The following is an 18,304-nucleotide window of genomic DNA, read 5'->3' on the forward strand; positions in this document are numbered from 1 at the left end:
CGCGACCAGCCGTGCGCACGGCTCACCCCGAAGGGAGAGCGGCGCGGCTGCAAGGTCGGAAAGGTTTACTGGGCCGGGGCTGCCGGCAGGTAGTCATAGTAGTGGTCGCGACGCTGACCGGGTTCGGGACGCGACACCTGGTTGAGGACCACACCGGTGATCGGCGCGCCGGTCTGCAACAGCTGACCGATGCTCTTGCGCACGAGCGGCATGCTGGTGGCTTCGGACTTGATCACGTAGATCACCGAATCGGCCATGCCGCACAGCAGTGCTGCGTCACTCACCGACTGGCTGGCCGGGGTGTCCAGAATCACGCGGTCGTAGCGGTGGCGTGCCCACTCCAGGAAGGTCTGCATGCGCGTGCTGGCCAGCAGTTCCTGTGGGTTGTAGGGCATTTCACCGGCGCAGATCACGTCCAGGCTACCGATGGTCTGCAGGCAGTCATCGACGCCCGCCTTGCCCGCCAGCAACTCGGCCAGGCCGATGTGCTGAGCGTCCAGGCCCAGGTTGGTGGCCACTTTCGGACGGCGCAGGTCGGCTTCCACCAACAGCACGCGTTCGACGCGGGCCATGGCACCGGCCAGGTTGATCGCCAGGGTGGTCTTGCCTTCGCCCGGAGTGGTCGAGGTCAGGACCAGGGTCTTGCGACGTACATCGTCGTCGTTGAGCATCACGCCGGTGCGCAGGGTACGTACGGCTTCGGCGAATGCCGCGTCGTCGTTGCGCTCGAACTGGCGGTGGATGCGCGAACGGTTGCGGCGCTTGAGCAACGGCACCACGCTCAGTACCGGCAGCTGCAGGGCACGCTCGACGTCGGCGCTGTTCTTGAAGCTGTTGTTCAAGGCTTCACGCAGCAGGGCAATGGCGCAACCGGCGATCAGCGACAGCAGCGCGGCCAGCACTACCAGAATGGCCTTGCGCGGCGTGGTCGGGAACAGCGGTGCAATGGCAGGGTCGACCACGCGGGCATTGCCCGAGACCAGGTCGGCAGTCGCCATGGTTTCGCGCAGCTTGGTCATGAACGTGTTGTACACGTCACGGTTGCTGTCGACATCGCGCTGCAGTTCACGCAGGGCGAACTCCTTGCGGGAGATGTCCTGGATTTCCTGCTTGTTGGTGTTGAACGAGGAGCGCAACGAGTTCTCGTTGTCCTGCGCCAACTGGTAGTTGTGCTGCAGACCGGCGACGACCTGGCTGACCTGGCTGCGCAGGCTGGCCTGGGCGGCTTGCAGTTCGGAGCGTGCGGCAACCATCTGCGGATGCTTGTCGCCGTAGCGCTGGCTGTACTCGTCGACCCGCGCCTGGGCAGTAGCGGCCACGGCCTGGAACTGCTGGATCACCGGGTTGTTGATGACCGCAGGCACGCTGGACAGGTCCAGGTTGCCACCGCGGGCCAACAGACCCTGCACCTGACGGTACTGGCTCTGGGCATCGGCACGTTCGCGGCGTGCGTCGACCAGACGGTCGCTGGTACGAGCCAGTTCGTTGGCAGTGATGGTAGCCACGCCGCCGACATCGACCAGGCCCTGGCCATCGCGATAAGCCTGCAACTTGCTTTCAGCCTGCTGCAGCTGGGTGCGCAGCTCGACCATGCGGGTGTTCATCCAGCGGCTGGCGGTCAGCGATTCCTGCTGCTGCGAGTTCTGCCGGCTGGCCAGGTAACCCTGGGCCAAGGCGTTGGCGGTGGCCGCGCCGGTTTCGGCATCGGCCATGGTCACGCCGATGCTGACCAGGTGGCTCTTGCCCACGACGGTCACGCTGGTGCGCTGACGCAGTTCCATCACGGCGCTGTTGAACGCCTGCTGCTCGGTGTAGTTGAGCTCCTGATGCCAGCTCTGCGGGAACCAGTCGGCATGCCAGTTGGACAGCTGGGCCTTGATCTTGGCCAGGCGCGACTGCTTCTGCCGTGGGTCCAGTTCCTCGTGGTGCGACAGGTCGAGCTCGCGCACGGCGCGCTCGGCCACTTCGCGACTCTGGATCAGGCCCATCTGGGTCTGCAGGTAATCGCTGTTGGGATCGGGACGGTCCGGCGTCTGCTGGAACGTGATGACCTGGTTACCGCTGGGCTCGATGACCAGAGTGGCAACGGAGCGATAGGTCGGGGTCATGTTCAGCGCGTAGATCACGGCGGCGGCGGTGCCTACCGCGAACACGCCGAGGATCATGCCGCGGCGACGCCACAGCGTGCGCCACAGTTTGCGCGAATCCAGCGCATCGCGTTCTTCTGACGCGGGCACAGCCTGCCAGGGAGCAACGCCCTGGCTGTTTCTTACGGCAATCTGGCTCATGTCAGAAGAACCCCTGGTCAATGGTGATGGTGTCGCCCGGTTCTACCGGTGTTGCCAACTGGGCCGCTTTGGCACTGCCGCCGCGATTGATGTTGATGCGGTTGACCGAAGCACGCTCGGTCAGGCCGCCGGCCAGCGCGATGGCACGGTCCATGGTCAGGCCCGGCTTGTAGGGATACCCACCCGGTGCCTTGACTTCGCCGCCAATATAGAAGGGGCGGTATTCGACCACGCTCACGGTCACTTTCGGATCTTTGAGGTAATCACCGCTCAGACCCTTGGTGATGACGCGTTCGATCTCGTCGGTGGTCTTGCCCAGGGCTTTCACGTTGCCGAGAAAGGGGTAGGAAAAGGTACCGGAATCGTTGAGGTGGACTTCCTCGTTGGTCAGATCGGGTTCACCCAGTACGGACACCCGGATGACATCGCCCGAAGCGAGTTTGTAGGCATCGGCCTGGGCTCCCAGGCTGAACAGTGCCAGTACGACAATCAATGCATGCTTGAACATGGTGGCTTCTCCCCTTTGGGTTGAGTTCACAGGGACAGCTTGAGGCTGAGCAGGTAGATGTTGCGAACGTAGTCTTCGCTGTTCACGTTCGAGTTGTTGTCGACGCGGCTGTAGCCCAGGCCAACCTCGGCCCAGCGGCTGGCGGTGTAGATGATCTCGGCGCCGGCGGCGTTCTGCTTGTCGTCGCGACCGCCCGTGCCCAGGTACTCGCGATCTGCATAGCGATAGTTGACGTCGGTGGCGAAGAACGACGACCAGCTGTGGCGCCAGCCCAGGCGGCTGCTGGTCACGTGCACGGTGTTGGCACCGTCGTCACCTTCGTCGAAGGCGCGGCGCATGTTCACCGAGATGGTGGAATAGGTGCGTGGTTTGTAGTCCATGCCCACTTCCCAGGTGCCGCTGCCGTAGTCGTTGCTCTGCGAGCTTTCGAAATCCTTGCGCTCGTAACCCAGGCGGGCGGTACCGCTGAGCTTGGCGGTGACATCGCGGTCGATACCGAACAGCACGCGGTTGCCCTTGCTGTTGCGACGATCGAAGTCCAGGTAGTCGTAGTCGACATGGTTCAGCTCGACCAGGGCGCGGGTGCTGCCGCCCAGGCGATGGAACCAGGTACCGCTGACGCTGGTAGCGTCGTATTCCTTGTCATCGTTGATGCCGTCGGCATTGCGATAGCGCTGCTGACGATAGCCACCGCCCAGTTCGATCTGGTTCATGGCGCTGAGTGCGCCAAAGGTGTACTTCAGGCGACCGCCCTGACGGGTGTACTTGTCGTTTTCGCGCTCGTCGGCGGAATCGACGGTTTCTTCACCACGCTTGTAGTCGAGAATGGCGTCCAGACGATTGCGCGAATCGAAGGCCCACACGCCGCTCAGCTCGGCATCGTGGTCGATGTGACTGGCGTCGGCGTGGTCCAGGTAGGTCTGGCTGTCGGCCGAATACTGGAACTTGTAGCCGGTGTTGCGGGTTTCGCGGGTAAACAACAGGGTCGGCTTGACCGAGGTGATCCACGACGCGTCCTCATTGCGATCCACTGCACGAAAGTTGTCGTCGTAGCGTTCGCTTATCTCCAAAGTCGGAGTGAAGTTCACGGGACCAAGCTCGACTTTTGCCGGTTCCAACGCCCAAGCGCTCAAGGGCCAAGGCGCCAGCGCCAGGCATGCCATCCACTGTTGTTTATTCATATCCATTCCCACTGCCGTGATTCGGGGTAGACGCCAAGGGCGCCTAGAAAGAAAAGCCGATTTCGTTGCGTCGCAGATCTGCCTCGACCATCATTCGGCAAAGCTCCTCGAGACTGGTCTGCGGCTGCCAGCCCAGTATCTCGCGCGCCTTGGCCGGATCACCGATCAACAAATCGACTTCGGCCGGACGGTGAAACATCGGGTTGACCTTGACCAGCACCTTGCCGGTCGCGCGGCAGGTGCCGCATTCCGCATCATCCTTGCCCGACCAGTCCAGGCGGATATCCACCGCTTTGAACGCCATGCTGACGAAATCACGCACGGTTTCGGTACGGTTGGTTGCCAGCACGAAGGTGTCGGGTTCGTCGGCCTGCAGCATGCGCCACATGCCTTCCACGTATTCCTTGGCGAAACCCCAGTCGCGCTTGGCGTCGAGGTTGCCCAGTTCGAGCACGTCGAGCTTGCCGAGCTTGATCTTGGCCACGCTGTCGGTGATCTTGCGGGTCACGAACTCACGGCCGCGCAGCGGCGACTCGTGGTTGAAGAGGATGCCGCTGGTGGCGAACAGCCCGTAGGATTCGCGGTAATTGATGGTCATCCAGTGGGCGTAGAGCTTGGCGACACCGTACGGGCTGCGCGGATAGAACGGCGTGCTTTCGATCTGCGGGATCGCCTGCACTTTGCCGAACATCTCCGAGGTGGACGCCTGGTAGAAGCGGATCTTCGGATTGACGATGCGGATCGCTTCGAGCAGGTTGACCACCCCTACTCCGGTGATCTCGGCGGTAGTCAACGGCTGGTCGAACGACACGCCGACGAAACTCTGTGCCGCAAGGTTGTAGACCTCGGTGGCTTCGGTGTTCTGCAGCAGGCGAATGCTGGCCGACAGGTCGGTCAGGTCGTACTCGACCAGGTGCAGGTTGGCGTGGCCAGCGACACCCAGCTCTTCCAGGCGCCAGAAATTCACCGAACTGGTGCGGCGGTAGGTACCGTAGACGGTGTAGCCTTTCTCCAGCAACAGCTGCGTCAGATACGCTCCATCCTGGCCGGTTACACCGGTGACAATCGCTTTCATGCAAATCTCCAGAGTCTTTGGTAAGCAACAACGACCGGTGCAACGCCAACGGCACATCCTGCGAAGCTGACCTTGGACAAGCTATTGCGACAAGGTTCAGTCCGGACGTCGTTTAAACGCAGCATCGGAGCAAAAAAAACAGGTACACCTCTCGTTTAGTCCTCAAAGGCGCTGAAACGAATCGGAGTGACCCAGGCATTGGCGATCTCGTGCGACCCACAGGTCGCTGTTTGTCAGTGCCGACTCTGGGGCGGCATCGGTAAGGCGAGGTGATACTAGGTGGCAGAAGTCCGGCAGTGCAAGCCGAGTGCTATCACCCGCATGTAAATAAATTATCAGAGCTGTATTTTTTTAGAAAGTACTTATAAATCAGTTGCTTATGCAAACTGGATTGATGGCGCCAAATATCTGCAGGCCCAATTCGTCAATTTTATTGGCGTCAATGAAGCTCATGGCGACAGTGTATGGCAGATCGCCAGCGCAAAGCGACGGTTCATTGGCGAAATTGCCCACCGCCCGACGACCGACACGCTACAGCCCCCGGTGGCCGAGGGCTGCACCTATCGGCCACGGAACACTGTGCAACGCACGCGAAACAGGTTTGCGGCCATACCGCCGGGACCCTGACCGTTGGCGGAGACACAAACGCCAGTAAACCGACTCAACGGGCCTCATGGATCAGTGCATCGGCACGGGCCTTGACTTGCGGGCGCAGCGCTGTGCCAAGGCCAGGCACCGTGGGTACGTTACTGAAACCACTCCTTCAAATCGGTTTCGGTCGCTTCGGCAGACGCAGAAGACTTCCAGCGGTGTTGAATCAGAACACGGCGCGAGTGCTCTGTCGCTCGATGAGGGAGAAGCCGATATCGACGATCTCGGCAACCTGCTCGGGCTGCTGCAGACGGCGCAGCAACAGGTCAGCCGCACAGGCACCCAATTGCGCACCGTCGATGCGCACCGTGGACAAGGCCGGAAAGGTATGGCTGGCGAAGTTCATGTCGCCAAAGCCCATCACACCCAGTCGCTCGGGCACCGGCAAGCCACGCGCAGCCGCTTCGGTGAGCACGCCATGAGCGAGGGTGTCGGAGGTACAGACCACCATCAAGGGTGGCGTCTGCGGGGTTGGCCAATCGTTCTCAAGCAGCGCAGCGAGCCCGCGTCGCCCCTGCTCCAGGGTCGGCAAGCCGGCGAAAATCTGCTGCTGAACATCGCCGATGCCGGCCTGGGTGAGAGCATCGAGCAGACTCTGGGCACGGCGCAATCCACGCGGATCGTCCACCGCCAGCAGGGCAAATCGACGGTAGCCCAGTCGCAGCAGGCGTTGCGCGACCTCGCTGCCCACGCGTTCATGGGAAAAGCCCACCAGCATGTCGATGGGGTCGTCGGTCAGGTCCCAGGTCTCCACCACGGGTACAGCCGCGGCACGCAAGCGCGCGCGACTGGCCTGGGTGTGCAGGGTGCCGGTGAGGATGATGCCGTCGGGGCGTCGACTGAGGATGACGTCGAGCAGATGCTGCTCCTGTTCGCTCTGATAACCGGAAACGCCGAGCAGCACCTGGTAGCCTGCCTGCATCAGGCGTTCGTTGATCGCCTGGAAGGTGTCGGAGAACAGCGGGTTGGTGACCATCGGCAGAACCACGGCGACCAGGCGGCTGCGATTGCTCGCCAGGGAGCTGGCCAGGCGGTTCTGCACGTAGCCGGTCTGGACGATGGCCTGCTGAATCTTCAGCCGGGTTTCCTCGCGCACCGCATCCGGCGCGTTCAGATAACGCGAGACGGTCATCGGCGCCACACCGGCCAGACGCGCGACATCCACCAAGGTGATACCGCGGGTACTGCGTCCCTTGCTGCCCGGTTGCTTTGCCGTCATGGTGTGCCGCGTGCCTCAGCTTGCTTCAGGAACAATGGCGTGATGGTATCAGCGCGTGCCGGGCCGCCGCACCTGCGGCCCGTTCGATAATTCAAGGAAGTCCCGTGTCGTCGTCTCAATCTGCAAAACGCTGGTGGGTACTGGTCGCGGTCATGATGGTGTTTCTGCCCGTGGTGCTGGACGTGACCATCCTGCACGTGGCGGTCCCCTCGCTGACCCTGGCGCTGCAGGCCACTGGCACCGAGGTGCTGTGGATCATCGATATCTACCCGTTGATCATGGCCAGCCTGCTGATCCCCATGGGTACCCTCGCCGATCGGATCGGCCATCGCCAGCTGTTGATCACCGGGTTGTGCATCTTCAGCCTCGGCTCGGTGCTTGCGGCGTTCTCGCCCAGCGTGGCCACTCTGATCGCCGCTCGGGCGTTCATGGCCTTCGGCTCGGCGATGATCATTCCCTGCACGTTGGCGATCATCCGCCAAACCTTCGACGACGAGCGCGAGCGGGCCCTGGCGCTGGGCGTCTGGGGTGCCACCGGCTCGGCAGGTGCGGCCATCGGGCCATTGGTGGGCGGCGCCCTGCTCGAGCATTTCTGGTGGGGCGCGGTGTTTCTGGTCAATGTGCCGGTGATGCTGGTGGTGATGCCGCTGGTGCTCAAGCATGTGCCGCGCACCTCCATCACCGGCGACGGCAACTGGACCATCGGCCAGGCATTGATCCTGATGCTGGGTATCATGGCCACTGTCTATGCGCTCAAGTCCGGGTTCAAGCCCGGCAGCTCGGTGTTCGTCACCAGCGCCTCGGCACTGATCGGCCTGACCATGCTGGGCTGGTTCGGGCACAAGCAATTGCACGCCGCACGCCCCATGCTCGACCTCAGCCTGTTCCGCTCACCGGCGATCAGCGCAGGCGTGGTCATGGCATTGGTGGTGATGGGCGCCCTGGCCGGGGTCGAATTGATGCTGGCCCAGGAGCTGCAATTCGTGCTCGGCCAGACACCGCTCCAGGCCGGCATGTTCCTCTTGCCGTTGATGATCGCCTCGGCGGTCGGCGGGCCCATGGCGGGTCTGCTGTTGCGTGCCATTGGCCTGCGCTGGGTCGGCAGTCTGTCGCTGGCTGCTGCCAGCGCCAGCCTGGCAGGGCTGGCCATGGCTGACCTGCACCACAGCGGATGGGCCGTGATCGGCCTGCTGGTGGTGCTGGGTCTGTCCCTGAGCATTGGCCTGACGGCATCGTCGGTGGCGATCATGAGCAGTACACCGCCGCACAAGGCCGGCTCGGCCGGCGCGCTCGAAGCCACCAGCTATGACCTGGGCACAGGGCTGGGCATCACCGGGTTCGGTATCGTCCTGGGCAGCGGCTACACCCGCTCCATCCAGCTGCCTGAAGGGCTACCCCCGGCAATCGCGGAGACCGCCCGGCATTCGATCGGTGAAACCATGAGCGCGGCGAAGGTGCTGGGTGGCCCGCAGGCTGCCGAGCTGGTCGCCGCTGGCCAAGCCGCGTTCAGCACTTCGCACAACCTGGTGCTGGGATCGGCAGCGACCTTGATCGGGGTTCTCAGTGTAGTGATCTGGGTGGCGCTGCATCGCCATGGGCACACCCACAGCCAAGCGGCGTGATCGGCAAGGGCGTTCGTCGGTCCAGGTGAATTTCTGCAGGCGCACTTACTCGAAACCAGACACCAAAAACACGATGGGTGCTGTCATGATCCCGCTTGAATCCACTGGCCATCCGCATTCAGGGGCCAGGCCCGAGCGTACTGCCCTGCCGCTCTACCGGTCGCTACTCGACCAGCCCGACGCCACCGAGCCAGGACGGGCGAAGCAGTTTCTCGAAGAACAACTGGCGCTGGCGGCCGAGCTGCCCTGCCCGATGCCCTCGAACCCTGCGCAGCTGTTGCAGTGGGTGGCCGACAACGCCGCGGCGGTGGGTCGCCAGTATTCCGAGTATCTTGCCCTGCGCCACGCCGGCGCGCCCCGACGGTTTTTCAGCAACAAGGCCCACGCCCTGTATTTCCTGCAACAGGTGGCACCAAGCAAGCTGGTCGATGGCGCGTGGTTGTTCGGCACCGTCAAGCATGCGGCGGACTGGCGCTATCACGGCCTGATCCGCACCTACCTCGAAGAGTTGGGCGACGGTGATCCCTCGCTCAACCACGTCACGCTGTACCGCGCGCTGTTGGCCGAGCACGACTGCCTGGCGACCCACGACCTGGCCGACGAGCTGTACCTGCAGGGCGCCATTCAGTTGGCCTTGGGCCAGGCCAGCGAGGACTTCCTGCCCGAGGTGATCGGCTACAACCTGGGCTACGAGCAACTGCCGCTGCACCTGCTGATCACTGCGTTCGAACTGAACGAGCTGGGCATCGACCCTTACTATTTCACCTTGCACGTGACCATCGACAACGCTGGCACTGGGCATGCCCACAAGGCGGTAGCGGCCGTGCTCGATCTGCTGCCGGGCGGTGCGGACAACGCTGCGTTTCTGCAGAGGCTGCGGGCAGGCTACAACCTCAACGACTTGGGTATCGGCTCTGCCGCAGTGATCGAGAGCTTCGATCTGGACCATGAGGTGGTGCAGATGCTGGAGCGCAAGCGCGGCTTTGGCCAGTACATGCATTCAGACTACTGCCGCCTCGAAGGCAGGACCGTCAACGAGTGGCTGGCCAAGCCGGGCCAGTGCGGCGCTTTTCTGACCGCGCTGGAAAACAAGGGCTGGATCAAGCGACACCAGGACCCCGAGGCCAGCCGTTTCTGGCAGATGCTCGATGGGCCGGGCGCGCCCATGTTCGGCGTGTTCAACGGTTACGAACGGCAGTTGCTCAAGGACTGGATCGCCGGCGATTGGCTGGACGATCAGTCCGGCGCCAGCAATCCGTTCAGGGCACGCTTTCGCCGGCGCGCACCCGCGGTCGCCATTGCGACCGGCACAGCCCGGCCTGCGGAACCGACCCAGGCACTGATTCGCAAGATGTCGCCGTCGCTGCACGCATCGCCCGAGGGGTTGGAAGTTACCCGGGCATTCACTCGGCGACTGAGCGAGGGAGCGCTGAGCCATGAATATTGAGGTACGAGGCTCTGACATGAACCAGGTGAACGTGTGCCCAACCGTCGAGGGCGCGGAACTGGACCAGGTGCTGCTCCAGCTGGGTCGCCGCTTGCAAGCAGATGGCTACCGCTTTGTGACGGTGACGCCGCTGACCCATCAGCGCAACAACGAGCGGCCTGGCAACGCGGTCGCCCGTGACCTGCGTGATGTGTTCGGCTGGAGTCGCCCGTTCGAATCCAACCTGTTGCCCGAAGTGGAGACGGCGGCATTGCTGGAAAACGCCATCGTCAGCGAGCAGTCGGGGCTGCTGCGCAGCGAGGTGCGCTGGTCCAGCCTGGGCGGGCAGTTGTTCGTTCACTCGGCCTATCCGACCGTCGCCCACGATTCGGTTTTCTTTGGGCCCGATACCTATCGTTTTGCACGGGCCATCGAGAAGCACCTGCACGAGTCCCGGCAGCCGATCCGCAGCGCGGTCGATATCGGTTGCGGCAGCGGCGCAGGGGCGATTCTGATTGCCCTGGCGCGCCGCGAAGCGCAGGTTCAGGCAGTGGATATCAATCCTGCGGCGTTGCGTTTCACTGCAGTCAATGCGGCACTGGCGGGCGTAGCCAATGTAGCGGCCTGGCACAGCGACGTGCTGCAGGGCACCCGCGGGGATTTCGATCTGATCGTTGCCAACCCTCCGTACATGCAGGATCCCCAGGCACGGGCGTATCGCGACGGCGGCGGCGAACTGGGGTCGGCCTTGTCGGTGCGCATCGCCAGCGAGGCGTTGGGTCGATTGGCGCCTGGCGGCAGTCTGCTGCTGTACACCGGCGCGCCGTCGGTGGCCGGCGTCGACTTGTTTCTGAGTCAGGTGCAACCATTGGTGGACGTACCAGGGTTTCAATGGACCTATGAAGAGGTGGACCCGGACGTATTCGGCGAGGAGCTGGAAACCCCCGGGTATCGCCAGGCCGAACGAATCGCCGCCGTGGTCCTCACCGTCACCAGAACCTGACCTTGCGAGGGTTTTGCGAAGCCCTGTAGCAGCGGCGCAAGCCGCGTCCGGGTTTACTGCGCTGTGTCAGGGGGGGGGCGCATTTACCGCCGACGCGGCTTGCGCCGCTGCTACAGGGGGGTGCGCGCTTCCAGATGCCGCTGAACCCCTGTAGCAGCGGCGCGAGCCGCGTCGCGCGCGGCTAGATGCCGCTGAACCAGTTGTAGCCCTGGTCTTCCCAATAGCCGCCGGGATAATCGTTGCTGACGAAGATCTCGACGATGTGCTTGGGGTTCTTGAAGCCCAGCTTGGTCGGCACGCGAACCCGCAATGGGTAGCCATATTCGGGCGGCAGCGCAACCTCGCCATAGTCCAGGGCCAGGAGCGTCTGCGGGTGCAGGGCCGTGGGCATGTCCAGGCTCGAGTAGTAGCGGTCGGCGCACTTGAATCCGACGAATTTGGCTGTGGTATCGGCGCCAATGTGCTCGAGGAAGGTTTTCAACGGCACCCCGCCCCACTGGCCAATGGCGCTCCAGCCTTCGACGCAGATCAACCGGGTGATGTCCGTCTGCTGGGGCAGCTTGCGCAGACCTTCAAGTGTCCAGGCCGCCTTGTCGCGCACCAGGCCGGATACTGCCAAGGCGTAGCCCGATACGTCGATATCGGGGATGTCGTCCTCGCTGTAGAACGCGTTGAACGGGAACGGTTGGGTCATCTGCGCCTTGCTGTAGGTAGGCGCCAGACGCTGGCCGTTGAACAGCCAGGCTTGCACTCGATCGTTCCAGCGCGACATGGCCCAGAGCACCTTGTCGACCTGATCACCGTCCTGCAGATTGCAGCCGCTGAGCATCGCCATGGCGCCGACGGTGAGGCCGCCGCGCAGGAAATGTCGGCGTTGCAGGCTTTCGAGCTGGCTGCGCTGGGCCGGTTCCAGGATTATCGGAGCGACCCGGCGGGATTTGGGTTCATTCATGATCGGTCTTCCCGGTAGTCGAAGGCCTTACCCCGCCGGTGATCATCGGCGGCAGCGTCTTGGGCACCAGCAGCACCAGGGCCAGGTGCACCACTGTAAAGGCGCCGATGGCAGACATCGCGGCGAAATGGACGTAGCGGGCGAAATCGTAGCCGCCCAGCAGTGCTACCAGCTCCTGGAACTGGATGGGCTTCCAGATGGCTACCCCGGATACCAGAATCAGCACCCCGGCCGCCAGTACCAGCCAGTACATGAGGCGCTGCACCGCGTTGTAGACGCCCTTTTCATGGATCAGCCGCAAACGCAGGGCATCGCGCAGGTCGCGTTTGACCGCGCGGGGAGTGATCGGCAGCAAATCGCGCTTGAAGTGGCGGCTGATCAATCCGTAGAGGACGTAGACGAGGCCATTGATGACCAACAGCCACATCACCGCGAAATGCCACGCTATCGCGCCACCCAGCCAACCACCCAGAGTGAACGAGGGCGGAAAACGGAACGCAAACAATGGAGAGGCGTTGTAGATGCCCCAGCCACTCATGAACATGCAGGTCATGCCGAAGGCATTGATCCAGTGGGTGAGGCGTACCGTCAGTGAATGTATGCGACGCACGGCCATCGAATGGCCCTCCCATGTCAAAGAAACACACCACCGCGCCCTTCGCGGGCAGAGACCCGCTCCCACAAGGGGAAGGATGCGCCAACCCCCTGTGGGAGCGGGCTCTGCCCGCGAAAAGGCCGCCGCGGTGAATCAGACAGACCGCGGTGCGCCCTTCGCGGGCAGAGACCCGCTCACACATGAGCGCGGCGACGGACGGTCAAGACATAGGTTACATCGGTGGCTGGAAGCCATCCTTGCCTACGGCCACGCCACGTGCGGTCTTGCCGTCTTCGGCAGGGAACACGACGACCTTGGCGCCTTTCACCAGCTGCTCCGACTTGCCGGCTTCGACATAGGCGATCGGCACATCTTCAGGCACGACGACCTGCTTCTCGCCGCCCTTGTAGTTCACGGTCAAGGTCCGACCATTGGCCTGGGCCAGCTTGCCGACCGTGCCATTGGTCATGGTGCCGGTGGTACCGTCGGCGTTTTCCCAACCGTAGTGCCCTTCCCCGCTGCCCTTCAGGCTGGGTTCGAACACGGTCACTTCCAGCGCTTTCAGCGTGCCATCTGCCTGGGGAGTAGCCGCCGAGCCGATGAAGCTGTCAGCCTTGATCGAGTCGATGTTGGCCTTGGACACCAGGCGGATGCCGGTCTTGTCGGTCAGGCCGATGGTCTGGTGCGCGCCGCTGCGAGTGGTGAAAGACAAGGTGTTGTTGTCCAGGCCATCGACCGTGCCACGCATCGGCTTGACCACCGGCATGTCTGCAGCCGAGGCCAATACGGCGGCACTGAGCAGCAATGTGCCGAGAGTGGTCGACAGGGCAGTTTTGATCTTCATCGGTACGACTCCTTGCGGTAGGTGTGCACCCATCCTCGGCCACCAACCCGCACGCGCGCATGACCGCTCGATGACATTTCTGTCATTCGCGCGGCATGCGCCTCAATGACGGTAATGTAACCGACAGCACCGCGCCGCTTGGTTAGACTGCGCTGTGCGAACCCACCCGCCACGAACCCTCCACGGCAACCGCGAACGCCCGAGCGAGCCTGATCGATGCACATCCTCTTGATCGAAGACGACACCAAGACCGGCGAGTACCTGAAAAAGGGCCTCGGCGAATCCGGCTACAACGTCGACTGGGCGCAGCACGGCGCCGATGGCTTGCACCTGGCCCTGGAAAACCCCTACGACCTGCTGGTGCTCGACGTCATGCTGCCCGGCATCGACGGCTTCCAGATCATGGAGGTGCTGCGCGCGCGGCAGAATGTACCGGTGCTGTTCCTCACCGCCCGCGACCAGTTGCAAGACCGCATTCGGGGCCTGGAATTGGGCGCCGACGACTACCTGGTAAAGCCCTTTTCGTTCACCGAACTGCTGTTGCGCATCCGCACCATCCTGCGCCGCGGCGGCGCCCGTGAAGCCGATCGCTTCCACCTCGCCGACCTCGAACTGGACCTGCTGCGGCGCCGGGTGACCCGGCAACAGGAAGTGATCACCCTGACCAACAAGGAGTTCGCCCTGCTGCACCTGCTGCTGCGGCGCGAGGGCGACGTGCTCTCGCGCACCCAGATCGCCTCGGAGGTGTGGGACATGAATTTCGACAGTGATACCAACGTGGTCGACGTTGCGGTCAAGCGCCTGCGCAGCAAGGTCGACCAGCCCTACCCGGTCAAGCTCATCCACACCGTGCGCGGCATCGGTTACGTCTGCGAGGTGCGGGCATGCGAAGCCGACGCCAACCTTCCCTGACCCTGCGCTCGACCCTGGCCTTCTCTCTGGTGGCCATGCTCACCGTGGCCGGCGCCGGCTGGTACCTGTACGAATCGATGAAAGCTTCGGTGCTGCAGCGCAGCGACAACGCCGTGCTCGGGCGGCTCGACCACTTTCGCAAACTGCTGCACTACGACCTGACCCTGGACAAACTTTCGAGCAGCCCGCAGATCTTCCAGAACATGCTCGGCAGCGAAGACGACATCTTCGTCATTGCCGAGACCGGCCAGCCACCGGTGATTCAGGTCAACCCGCTGCACGCGACCCTGCCCTCCGTGCCTGCGGTCGCCCACGATGCGATTCCCGGCAGCGCCGACCTGCGCACAGGAATGGCACCCTCGGGCATACCCCTGCGGGCGGCGAGCGTATTGACCACCTCCGGTGGGCGCGAGGTGCAACTGACGGCGGCGCACATCATGGTCAAGGAGATGGTCATGCTCGGCGAGTTCCGCCAGCGGATCTACCTGGCCGTGGGCATGGCGTTCCTGCTCACCGCCCTGCTCGGCTTCGTGCTGCTGCGCCGCGGCTTGCGGCCGCTGCGCGAGATGGCGGCGCACGCCACCGACATCTCCCCGGCACGCCTGCACAGCCGCATGAGCAGCGACAACACGCCGGTCGAACTGCAACAGTTGAGCGAAGCCTACAATGCCATGCTCGATCGCCTGGCCGAGGGCTACCAGCGGCTGAACCAATTTTCCGCAGACCTCGCCCACGAGATCCGCACCCCGGTGGGCTCGTTGATGGGGCACTGCCAGGTCGCCCTGCGCCAAGGCCGCAGTGCGGACGAATACCAGGCACTGCTGGCGTCGAATCTGGAGGAGCTGGAACGTATTTCCCGGATCGTCGAAAGCATCCTGTTCCTCGCGCGCGCCGACGACGCCCAGGCGGTGGTACAGCGCCAGCCGCTGCAGGTGCACGATGAACTGGAGCGAGTCACCGAGTATTTCGAAGGGCTCGCCGAAGAACGCAAGATCCGCCTGCTGATTTCCGGTGACGCCACCCTGCACGCCGACCCGCTGCTATTGCGACGGGCGTTGAGCAACCTGGTGGCCAACGCGATCCGCTACGCCGACCCGCACAGCGATGCCCTGATCAGCGTCGAGTCGGCAGAGGGGCAATGCGTGATCGTGGTAGAGAATCAGGGCCCTGCCCTGGAGCCTTCGGCGCTGGCCAGCCTGTTCGATCGTTTCTACCGAGGCGACGCTTCGCGCCAGCATAATTCGGACTCCAATGGCTTGGGACTGGCCATTGTCGCGGCGATCATGCAACTGCACGCCGGTGAGGCCAGCGTGACCCAGCCGCAGCCCGGACGCATCCGCTTTGCGCTGCATTTCCCGGCGCCGGGAAGCGGCTGAAACAAGTCTATTCGGGCTTCTTCCTGGACCTAAACGCCGCCACTTTCATGCGATTGCCACAGGTCGCCATGCTGCACCAGCGGCGTCGATGCGACTTGCTCAGGTCGTGAAAGAACAGCACGCAGTCATGGGCTTCGCATTGCCGAACGAACTCGAATGTGTCCCCCGTGACCAGTCTGGCCAGAGCGTCGGCCACCGGCCACAGCAGGCTTGCCGAACCAGCATCCCTGGGCTGCACCGCGATGCGAAACGCCGGTGCCGCGCCATTCCACTGCAAGCCGCTGACAGGGCGCCCGGCCTCGAGAATCTGGTTGACCACTTCAGGGTCGGCTTCTTCCCCGGTCATCGCGGCGTTCACCAGTCCTTTGGCACACGCGCGCAGCGCAAGGGCCTGGGTCAATAGTCCGCGAGCAGTGTCCGCCTGGTCATGTTGCGCAGGCAGGCCAGCAGCGTCGAGCCACTTCAGTACGTCCTCGTCGTCGCGCAGGCAATCGTGCTGCTGATCGCCCACGCCGTATTGGGTATTGATGAAATCCAGAGCCAGGTTGTCGGCCACGAACAACGTGTCAGGAGCGATGGCGGTAAGATTCATGACGTTCTGTAACCCATAAAATTAGTTTGACAGGTTACCAGAATGCTCCGTAACCTTCAAACACACCAATCAAGGGTTACATCAGGAGCCGTCATGACCATTTCGAAATCCGCAGCCGCGCTTGCCGCTTCGCTGCTGACCAGCACCGCGCCGAACGCCCATGCCGACCGCACGGTGCACTACCGTTACGAGCAGGTCGGCGATGTCAACGTGTTCTACCGAGAAGCCGGCGATCCGGGTGCGCCCACGGTGTTGCTGCTGCATGGCTTTGCCGCGTCTTCGTTCATGTTTCGCGACCTGATTCCGCAACTGGCCGACCGCTACCATGTGATCGCGCCGGATCTGCCTGCATTCGGCTTCACCGAAGCGCCCGCCCGGGGCGACTACGCCTATACCTTCAGCCAACTGGCGCAGACCATCGGCCAGTTCACCGAACAGCTCGAGCTGGACCGCTACGCGCTGATGGTCCACGACTACGGTGCTCCAGTGGGTTGGCGCCTGGCCGTGGCGCACCCCGAGCGCGTGAGTGCGATCATCTCGCAGAACGGCAACGCCTATGAGGAAGGTTTGGGCGCTGGTTGGGCACCCATCCAGACCTACTGGCGCGAGCCTACCCAAGAGCACCGCGATGCCTTGCGGGATTTTCCGACACCGGCTTCGATCAAATGGCAGTACCTGGAAGGGGTCAGCGACCCAAGCGCGGTTTCGCCGGACGGCTACACCCTGGAAGGCCTGCAGATCTCGCGGCCCGGCAATGCCGACATCCAGCTGGACCTGGTGCTGGATTACGCCTCCAATGTGGCGATGTACCCCACCTTTCAGGACTACTTCCGCCAGTACCAGCCGCCCCTGCTGGCCGTGTGGGGCGAGCATGACCCGTTCTTCCTTCCAGCCGGCGCCCAGGCCTGGAAGCGCGACCTGCCCCAGGCGAACATTTGCTTCTACGACACCGGCCACTTCGCCCTGGAAACCCATGGCCGGGAGATCATTCCGGTGATCCGCGAATTCCTCGACAAGAACGTTCGTTGAGAGGGCGATGCCGAATGCCCCATTCAGCGAGACGGCGTTGAGCAATGAGTGGCAGGATGCTGTCGTACCAGCACCCCACTCGAGGACCCGGACCCATGCTCTACGTCGTTCTGCTTGGCGGCAAGCACCCCAAGGCACGCATCGAAGTGCACGATATCGCCTGCGCCGTTGCCGATTCGCTCGAAGCGACCTATCCGCAGCTGAGGGCAGACTGGTTCGGCAGTCAGAAAGGTTTGCACATCGATGCCTGGATGGCGGTGGACGGTGTCGAACAGTGGAAGGTCGAGTTCAGCCCGCTAGCGCCCAGCGCCGGCATGCCGCGGCTGTATGTGATCAACCTTGGCGGCTACGAGGCGCGGTCGTTCGGCGAAGCGCACCACTATCTGCTGGTGGTGGCGCACACGGCTCGAGACGCCAAGAATCGCGCCCGCCGCCAGTGCCTCGAACACTGGCGCCAGCCTCACACCGACGCCGTCTTGGACGTGGACGATTGCGTGCCGATCGACCAGGTCGGCGGTCGTTACGTGCACCTGGTCGAGGGGCCCCACCAAGGCATTCAACAGCGCAACGAATACATCGTGCTGCCGTAGAACATCAGGCGGACCGCAGCGCGCCCTTCGCGGGCAGAGCCCCGCTCCCACAAGGGAAAGGATGCGCTAATCCCCTGTGGGAGCGGGCTCTGCCCGCGAAAAGAACGCCGCGGTGGATCAGGCGTTGGGCGCTCGGGTCGTGCGCCAGTGGGCGATCTGCTGCTGGATGTTCCAGTGGATGATTCGTTCGAACAGTGCCTCGGTGAACGCCGGGTCGAAGCCGGCCAAAGCGGCCCACTCCAGGCGCTGTTCGAGCATGGCAGCAACTCGCTCGGGTGCCGGGATCGATTGCTCGCTGGGTTTGAATTGCGCTGCGGCCTTGACGTACTGCAAACGCTGCACCAGGGCGTCGAAGATCTGCCGGTCGTGCCAGTCGATGCCGCAACGGATGTCTTCCAGGTTGGCACAGTCCTGGGGTGTGGGTGGCTGATTCAAGATGGT

General features: G+C 63.3%; 17 protein-coding genes. 7 read left to right on the forward strand and 10 right to left on the reverse strand.

Features of this window, described 5'->3' with window-relative positions:
* Positions 1 to 65: 65 nt before the first annotated feature.
* The 5 genes from IFT76_RS02400 to IFT76_RS02420 form a co-directional block, all read right to left on the reverse strand.
* Entirely contained in the window at positions 66 to 2,288 is a 2,223-nt protein-coding gene (locus IFT76_RS02400; RefSeq protein ID WP_122478515.1) for a GumC family protein, read from the reverse strand.
* 1 nt (position 2,289) lies between these two features.
* On the reverse strand, positions 2,290 to 2,796 hold the full coding sequence (locus IFT76_RS02405) for a polysaccharide biosynthesis/export family protein (RefSeq protein ID WP_122478517.1): 507 nt from the start codon (positions 2,794 to 2,796) through the stop codon (positions 2,290 to 2,292).
* Positions 2,797 to 2,822: 26 nt separating this feature from the next.
* On the reverse strand, positions 2,823 to 3,977 hold the full coding sequence (locus IFT76_RS02410; RefSeq protein ID WP_192054401.1) for an outer membrane beta-barrel protein: 1,155 nt from the start codon (positions 3,975 to 3,977) through the stop codon (positions 2,823 to 2,825).
* A gap of 43 nt (positions 3,978 to 4,020) precedes the next feature.
* On the reverse strand, positions 4,021 to 5,052 hold the full coding sequence (gene gmd, locus IFT76_RS02415) for a GDP-mannose 4,6-dehydratase (RefSeq protein WP_192057305.1): 1,032 nt from the start codon (positions 5,050 to 5,052) through the stop codon (positions 4,021 to 4,023).
* Positions 5,053 to 5,869: 817 nt separating this feature from the next.
* On the reverse strand, positions 5,870 to 6,922 hold the full coding sequence (locus IFT76_RS02420; RefSeq protein ID WP_192057306.1) for a LacI family DNA-binding transcriptional regulator: 1,053 nt from the start codon (positions 6,920 to 6,922) through the stop codon (positions 5,870 to 5,872).
* Positions 6,923 to 7,026: 104 nt separating this feature from the next.
* Here IFT76_RS02420 and IFT76_RS02425 point away from each other — a divergent pair, with 104 nt between their 5' ends.
* The 3 genes from IFT76_RS02425 to IFT76_RS02435 all read left to right on the forward strand — a co-directional run bounded on the left by IFT76_RS02425 (position 7,027) and on the right by IFT76_RS02435 (position 10,973).
* Positions 7,027 to 8,544 carry an MFS transporter gene (locus tag IFT76_RS02425; RefSeq protein ID WP_342365561.1) on the forward strand — a complete coding sequence of 506 codons (1,518 nt, stop codon included), beginning with the start codon at positions 7,027 to 7,029 and terminating at the stop codon, positions 8,542 to 8,544.
* Positions 8,545 to 8,629: 85 nt separating this feature from the next.
* Positions 8,630 to 9,991, forward strand: coding sequence for an iron-containing redox enzyme family protein (locus IFT76_RS02430; RefSeq protein WP_192057307.1), 1,362 nt, complete (start codon positions 8,630 to 8,632; stop codon positions 9,989 to 9,991).
* A gap of 16 nt (positions 9,992 to 10,007) precedes the next feature.
* On the forward strand, positions 10,008 to 10,973 hold the full coding sequence (locus IFT76_RS02435; RefSeq protein WP_192057308.1) for a methyltransferase: 966 nt from the start codon (positions 10,008 to 10,010) through the stop codon (positions 10,971 to 10,973).
* A 181-nt stretch (positions 10,974 to 11,154) separates the two neighbouring features.
* Here IFT76_RS02435 and IFT76_RS02440 read toward each other — a convergent pair whose 3' ends face one another.
* From IFT76_RS02440 to IFT76_RS02450, 3 genes are all read right to left on the reverse strand, one after another.
* On the reverse strand, positions 11,155 to 11,925 hold the full coding sequence (locus IFT76_RS02440; protein WP_185793562.1) for a molybdopterin-dependent oxidoreductase: 771 nt from the start codon (positions 11,923 to 11,925) through the stop codon (positions 11,155 to 11,157).
* Positions 11,918 to 12,541, reverse strand: coding sequence for a cytochrome b/b6 domain-containing protein (locus tag IFT76_RS02445; protein WP_185793563.1), 624 nt, complete (start codon positions 12,539 to 12,541; stop codon positions 11,918 to 11,920). Before IFT76_RS02445 ends, IFT76_RS02440 begins: the two co-directional genes overlap by 8 nt.
* A gap of 211 nt (positions 12,542 to 12,752) precedes the next feature.
* The gene (locus tag IFT76_RS02450; RefSeq protein ID WP_122479675.1) at positions 12,753 to 13,358 is read right to left on the reverse strand and encodes a hypothetical protein; all 606 of its coding nucleotides are present in this window, start codon (positions 13,356 to 13,358) and stop codon (positions 12,753 to 12,755) included.
* Positions 13,359 to 13,580: 222 nt separating this feature from the next.
* Here IFT76_RS02450 and IFT76_RS02455 point away from each other — a divergent pair, with 222 nt between their 5' ends.
* Both IFT76_RS02455 and IFT76_RS02460 read left to right on the forward strand, forming a co-directional pair.
* On the forward strand, positions 13,581 to 14,276 hold the full coding sequence (locus IFT76_RS02455) for a heavy metal response regulator transcription factor (RefSeq protein ID WP_122478529.1): 696 nt from the start codon (positions 13,581 to 13,583) through the stop codon (positions 14,274 to 14,276).
* Positions 14,249 to 15,652 carry a heavy metal sensor histidine kinase gene (locus IFT76_RS02460; protein ID WP_192054391.1) on the forward strand — a complete coding sequence of 468 codons (1,404 nt, stop codon included), beginning with the start codon at positions 14,249 to 14,251 and terminating at the stop codon, positions 15,650 to 15,652. The genes IFT76_RS02455 and IFT76_RS02460 overlap by 28 nt, the downstream gene beginning before the upstream one ends.
* A 7-nt stretch (positions 15,653 to 15,659) precedes the next feature.
* Here the strand turns inward: IFT76_RS02460 and IFT76_RS02465 are convergent, their stop codons facing one another.
* Complete coding sequence (locus IFT76_RS02465; protein WP_192057309.1) at positions 15,660 to 16,244, reverse strand: CGNR zinc finger domain-containing protein; 585 nt, start codon at positions 16,242 to 16,244, stop codon at positions 15,660 to 15,662.
* A 93-nt stretch (positions 16,245 to 16,337) separates the two neighbouring features.
* On the opposite strand from IFT76_RS02465, the gene IFT76_RS02470 reads away from it, so the two are divergent.
* Positions 16,338 to 17,273 carry an alpha/beta fold hydrolase gene (locus IFT76_RS02470; protein WP_192057310.1) on the forward strand — a complete coding sequence of 312 codons (936 nt, stop codon included), beginning with the start codon at positions 16,338 to 16,340 and terminating at the stop codon, positions 17,271 to 17,273.
* 95 nt (positions 17,274 to 17,368) lie between these two features.
* On the forward strand, positions 17,369 to 17,863 hold the full coding sequence (locus tag IFT76_RS02475; RefSeq protein WP_192057311.1) for a DUF1543 domain-containing protein: 495 nt from the start codon (positions 17,369 to 17,371) through the stop codon (positions 17,861 to 17,863).
* A 117-nt stretch (positions 17,864 to 17,980) separates the two neighbouring features.
* Here IFT76_RS02475 and IFT76_RS02480 read toward each other — a convergent pair whose 3' ends face one another.
* The gene (locus IFT76_RS02480) at positions 17,981 to 18,298 is read right to left on the reverse strand and encodes an isochorismate lyase (protein WP_197976832.1); all 318 of its coding nucleotides are present in this window, start codon (positions 18,296 to 18,298) and stop codon (positions 17,981 to 17,983) included.
* Between the last annotated feature and the right edge of the window lie 6 nt (positions 18,299 to 18,304).

The sequence above is a fragment of the Pseudomonas sp. CFBP 13727 genome (assembly GCF_014841915.1).
GTDB classification, from domain to species: domain Bacteria; phylum Pseudomonadota; class Gammaproteobacteria; order Pseudomonadales; family Pseudomonadaceae; genus Aquipseudomonas; species Aquipseudomonas baltica.

Bases quoted from the DNA above. Each gene is read 5' to 3' on its own strand.
- IFT76_RS02400 (WP_122478515.1), bottom strand. From the start codon at position 2,288: ATGAGCCAGATTGCCGTAAGAAACAGCCAGGGCGTTGCTCCCTGGCAG.
- IFT76_RS02410 (WP_192054401.1), bottom strand. From the start codon at position 3,977: ATGAATAAACAACAGTGGATGGCATGCCTGGCGCTGGCGCCTTGGCCC.
- IFT76_RS02405 (WP_122478517.1), bottom strand. From the start codon at position 2,796: ATGTTCAAGCATGCATTGATTGTCGTACTGGCACTGTTCAGCCTGGGA.
- IFT76_RS02475 (WP_192057311.1), top strand. From the start codon at position 17,369: ATGCTCTACGTCGTTCTGCTTGGCGGCAAGCACCCCAAGGCACGCATC.
- IFT76_RS02465 (WP_192057309.1), bottom strand. From the start codon at position 16,244: ATGAATCTTACCGCCATCGCTCCTGACACGTTGTTCGTGGCCGACAAC.
- IFT76_RS02455 (WP_122478529.1), top strand. From the start codon at position 13,581: ATGCACATCCTCTTGATCGAAGACGACACCAAGACCGGCGAGTACCTG.
- IFT76_RS02470 (WP_192057310.1), top strand. From the start codon at position 16,338: ATGACCATTTCGAAATCCGCAGCCGCGCTTGCCGCTTCGCTGCTGACC.
- IFT76_RS02435 (WP_192057308.1), top strand. From the start codon at position 10,008: ATGAACCAGGTGAACGTGTGCCCAACCGTCGAGGGCGCGGAACTGGAC.
- IFT76_RS02440 (WP_185793562.1), bottom strand. From the start codon at position 11,925: ATGAATGAACCCAAATCCCGCCGGGTCGCTCCGATAATCCTGGAACCG.
- gmd (WP_192057305.1), bottom strand. From the start codon at position 5,052: ATGAAAGCGATTGTCACCGGTGTAACCGGCCAGGATGGAGCGTATCTG.
- IFT76_RS02430 (WP_192057307.1), top strand. From the start codon at position 8,630: ATGATCCCGCTTGAATCCACTGGCCATCCGCATTCAGGGGCCAGGCCC.
- IFT76_RS02445 (WP_185793563.1), bottom strand. From the start codon at position 12,541: ATGGCCGTGCGTCGCATACATTCACTGACGGTACGCCTCACCCACTGG.
- IFT76_RS02460 (WP_192054391.1), top strand. From the start codon at position 14,249: ATGCGAAGCCGACGCCAACCTTCCCTGACCCTGCGCTCGACCCTGGCC.
- IFT76_RS02420 (WP_192057306.1), bottom strand. From the start codon at position 6,922: ATGACGGCAAAGCAACCGGGCAGCAAGGGACGCAGTACCCGCGGTATC.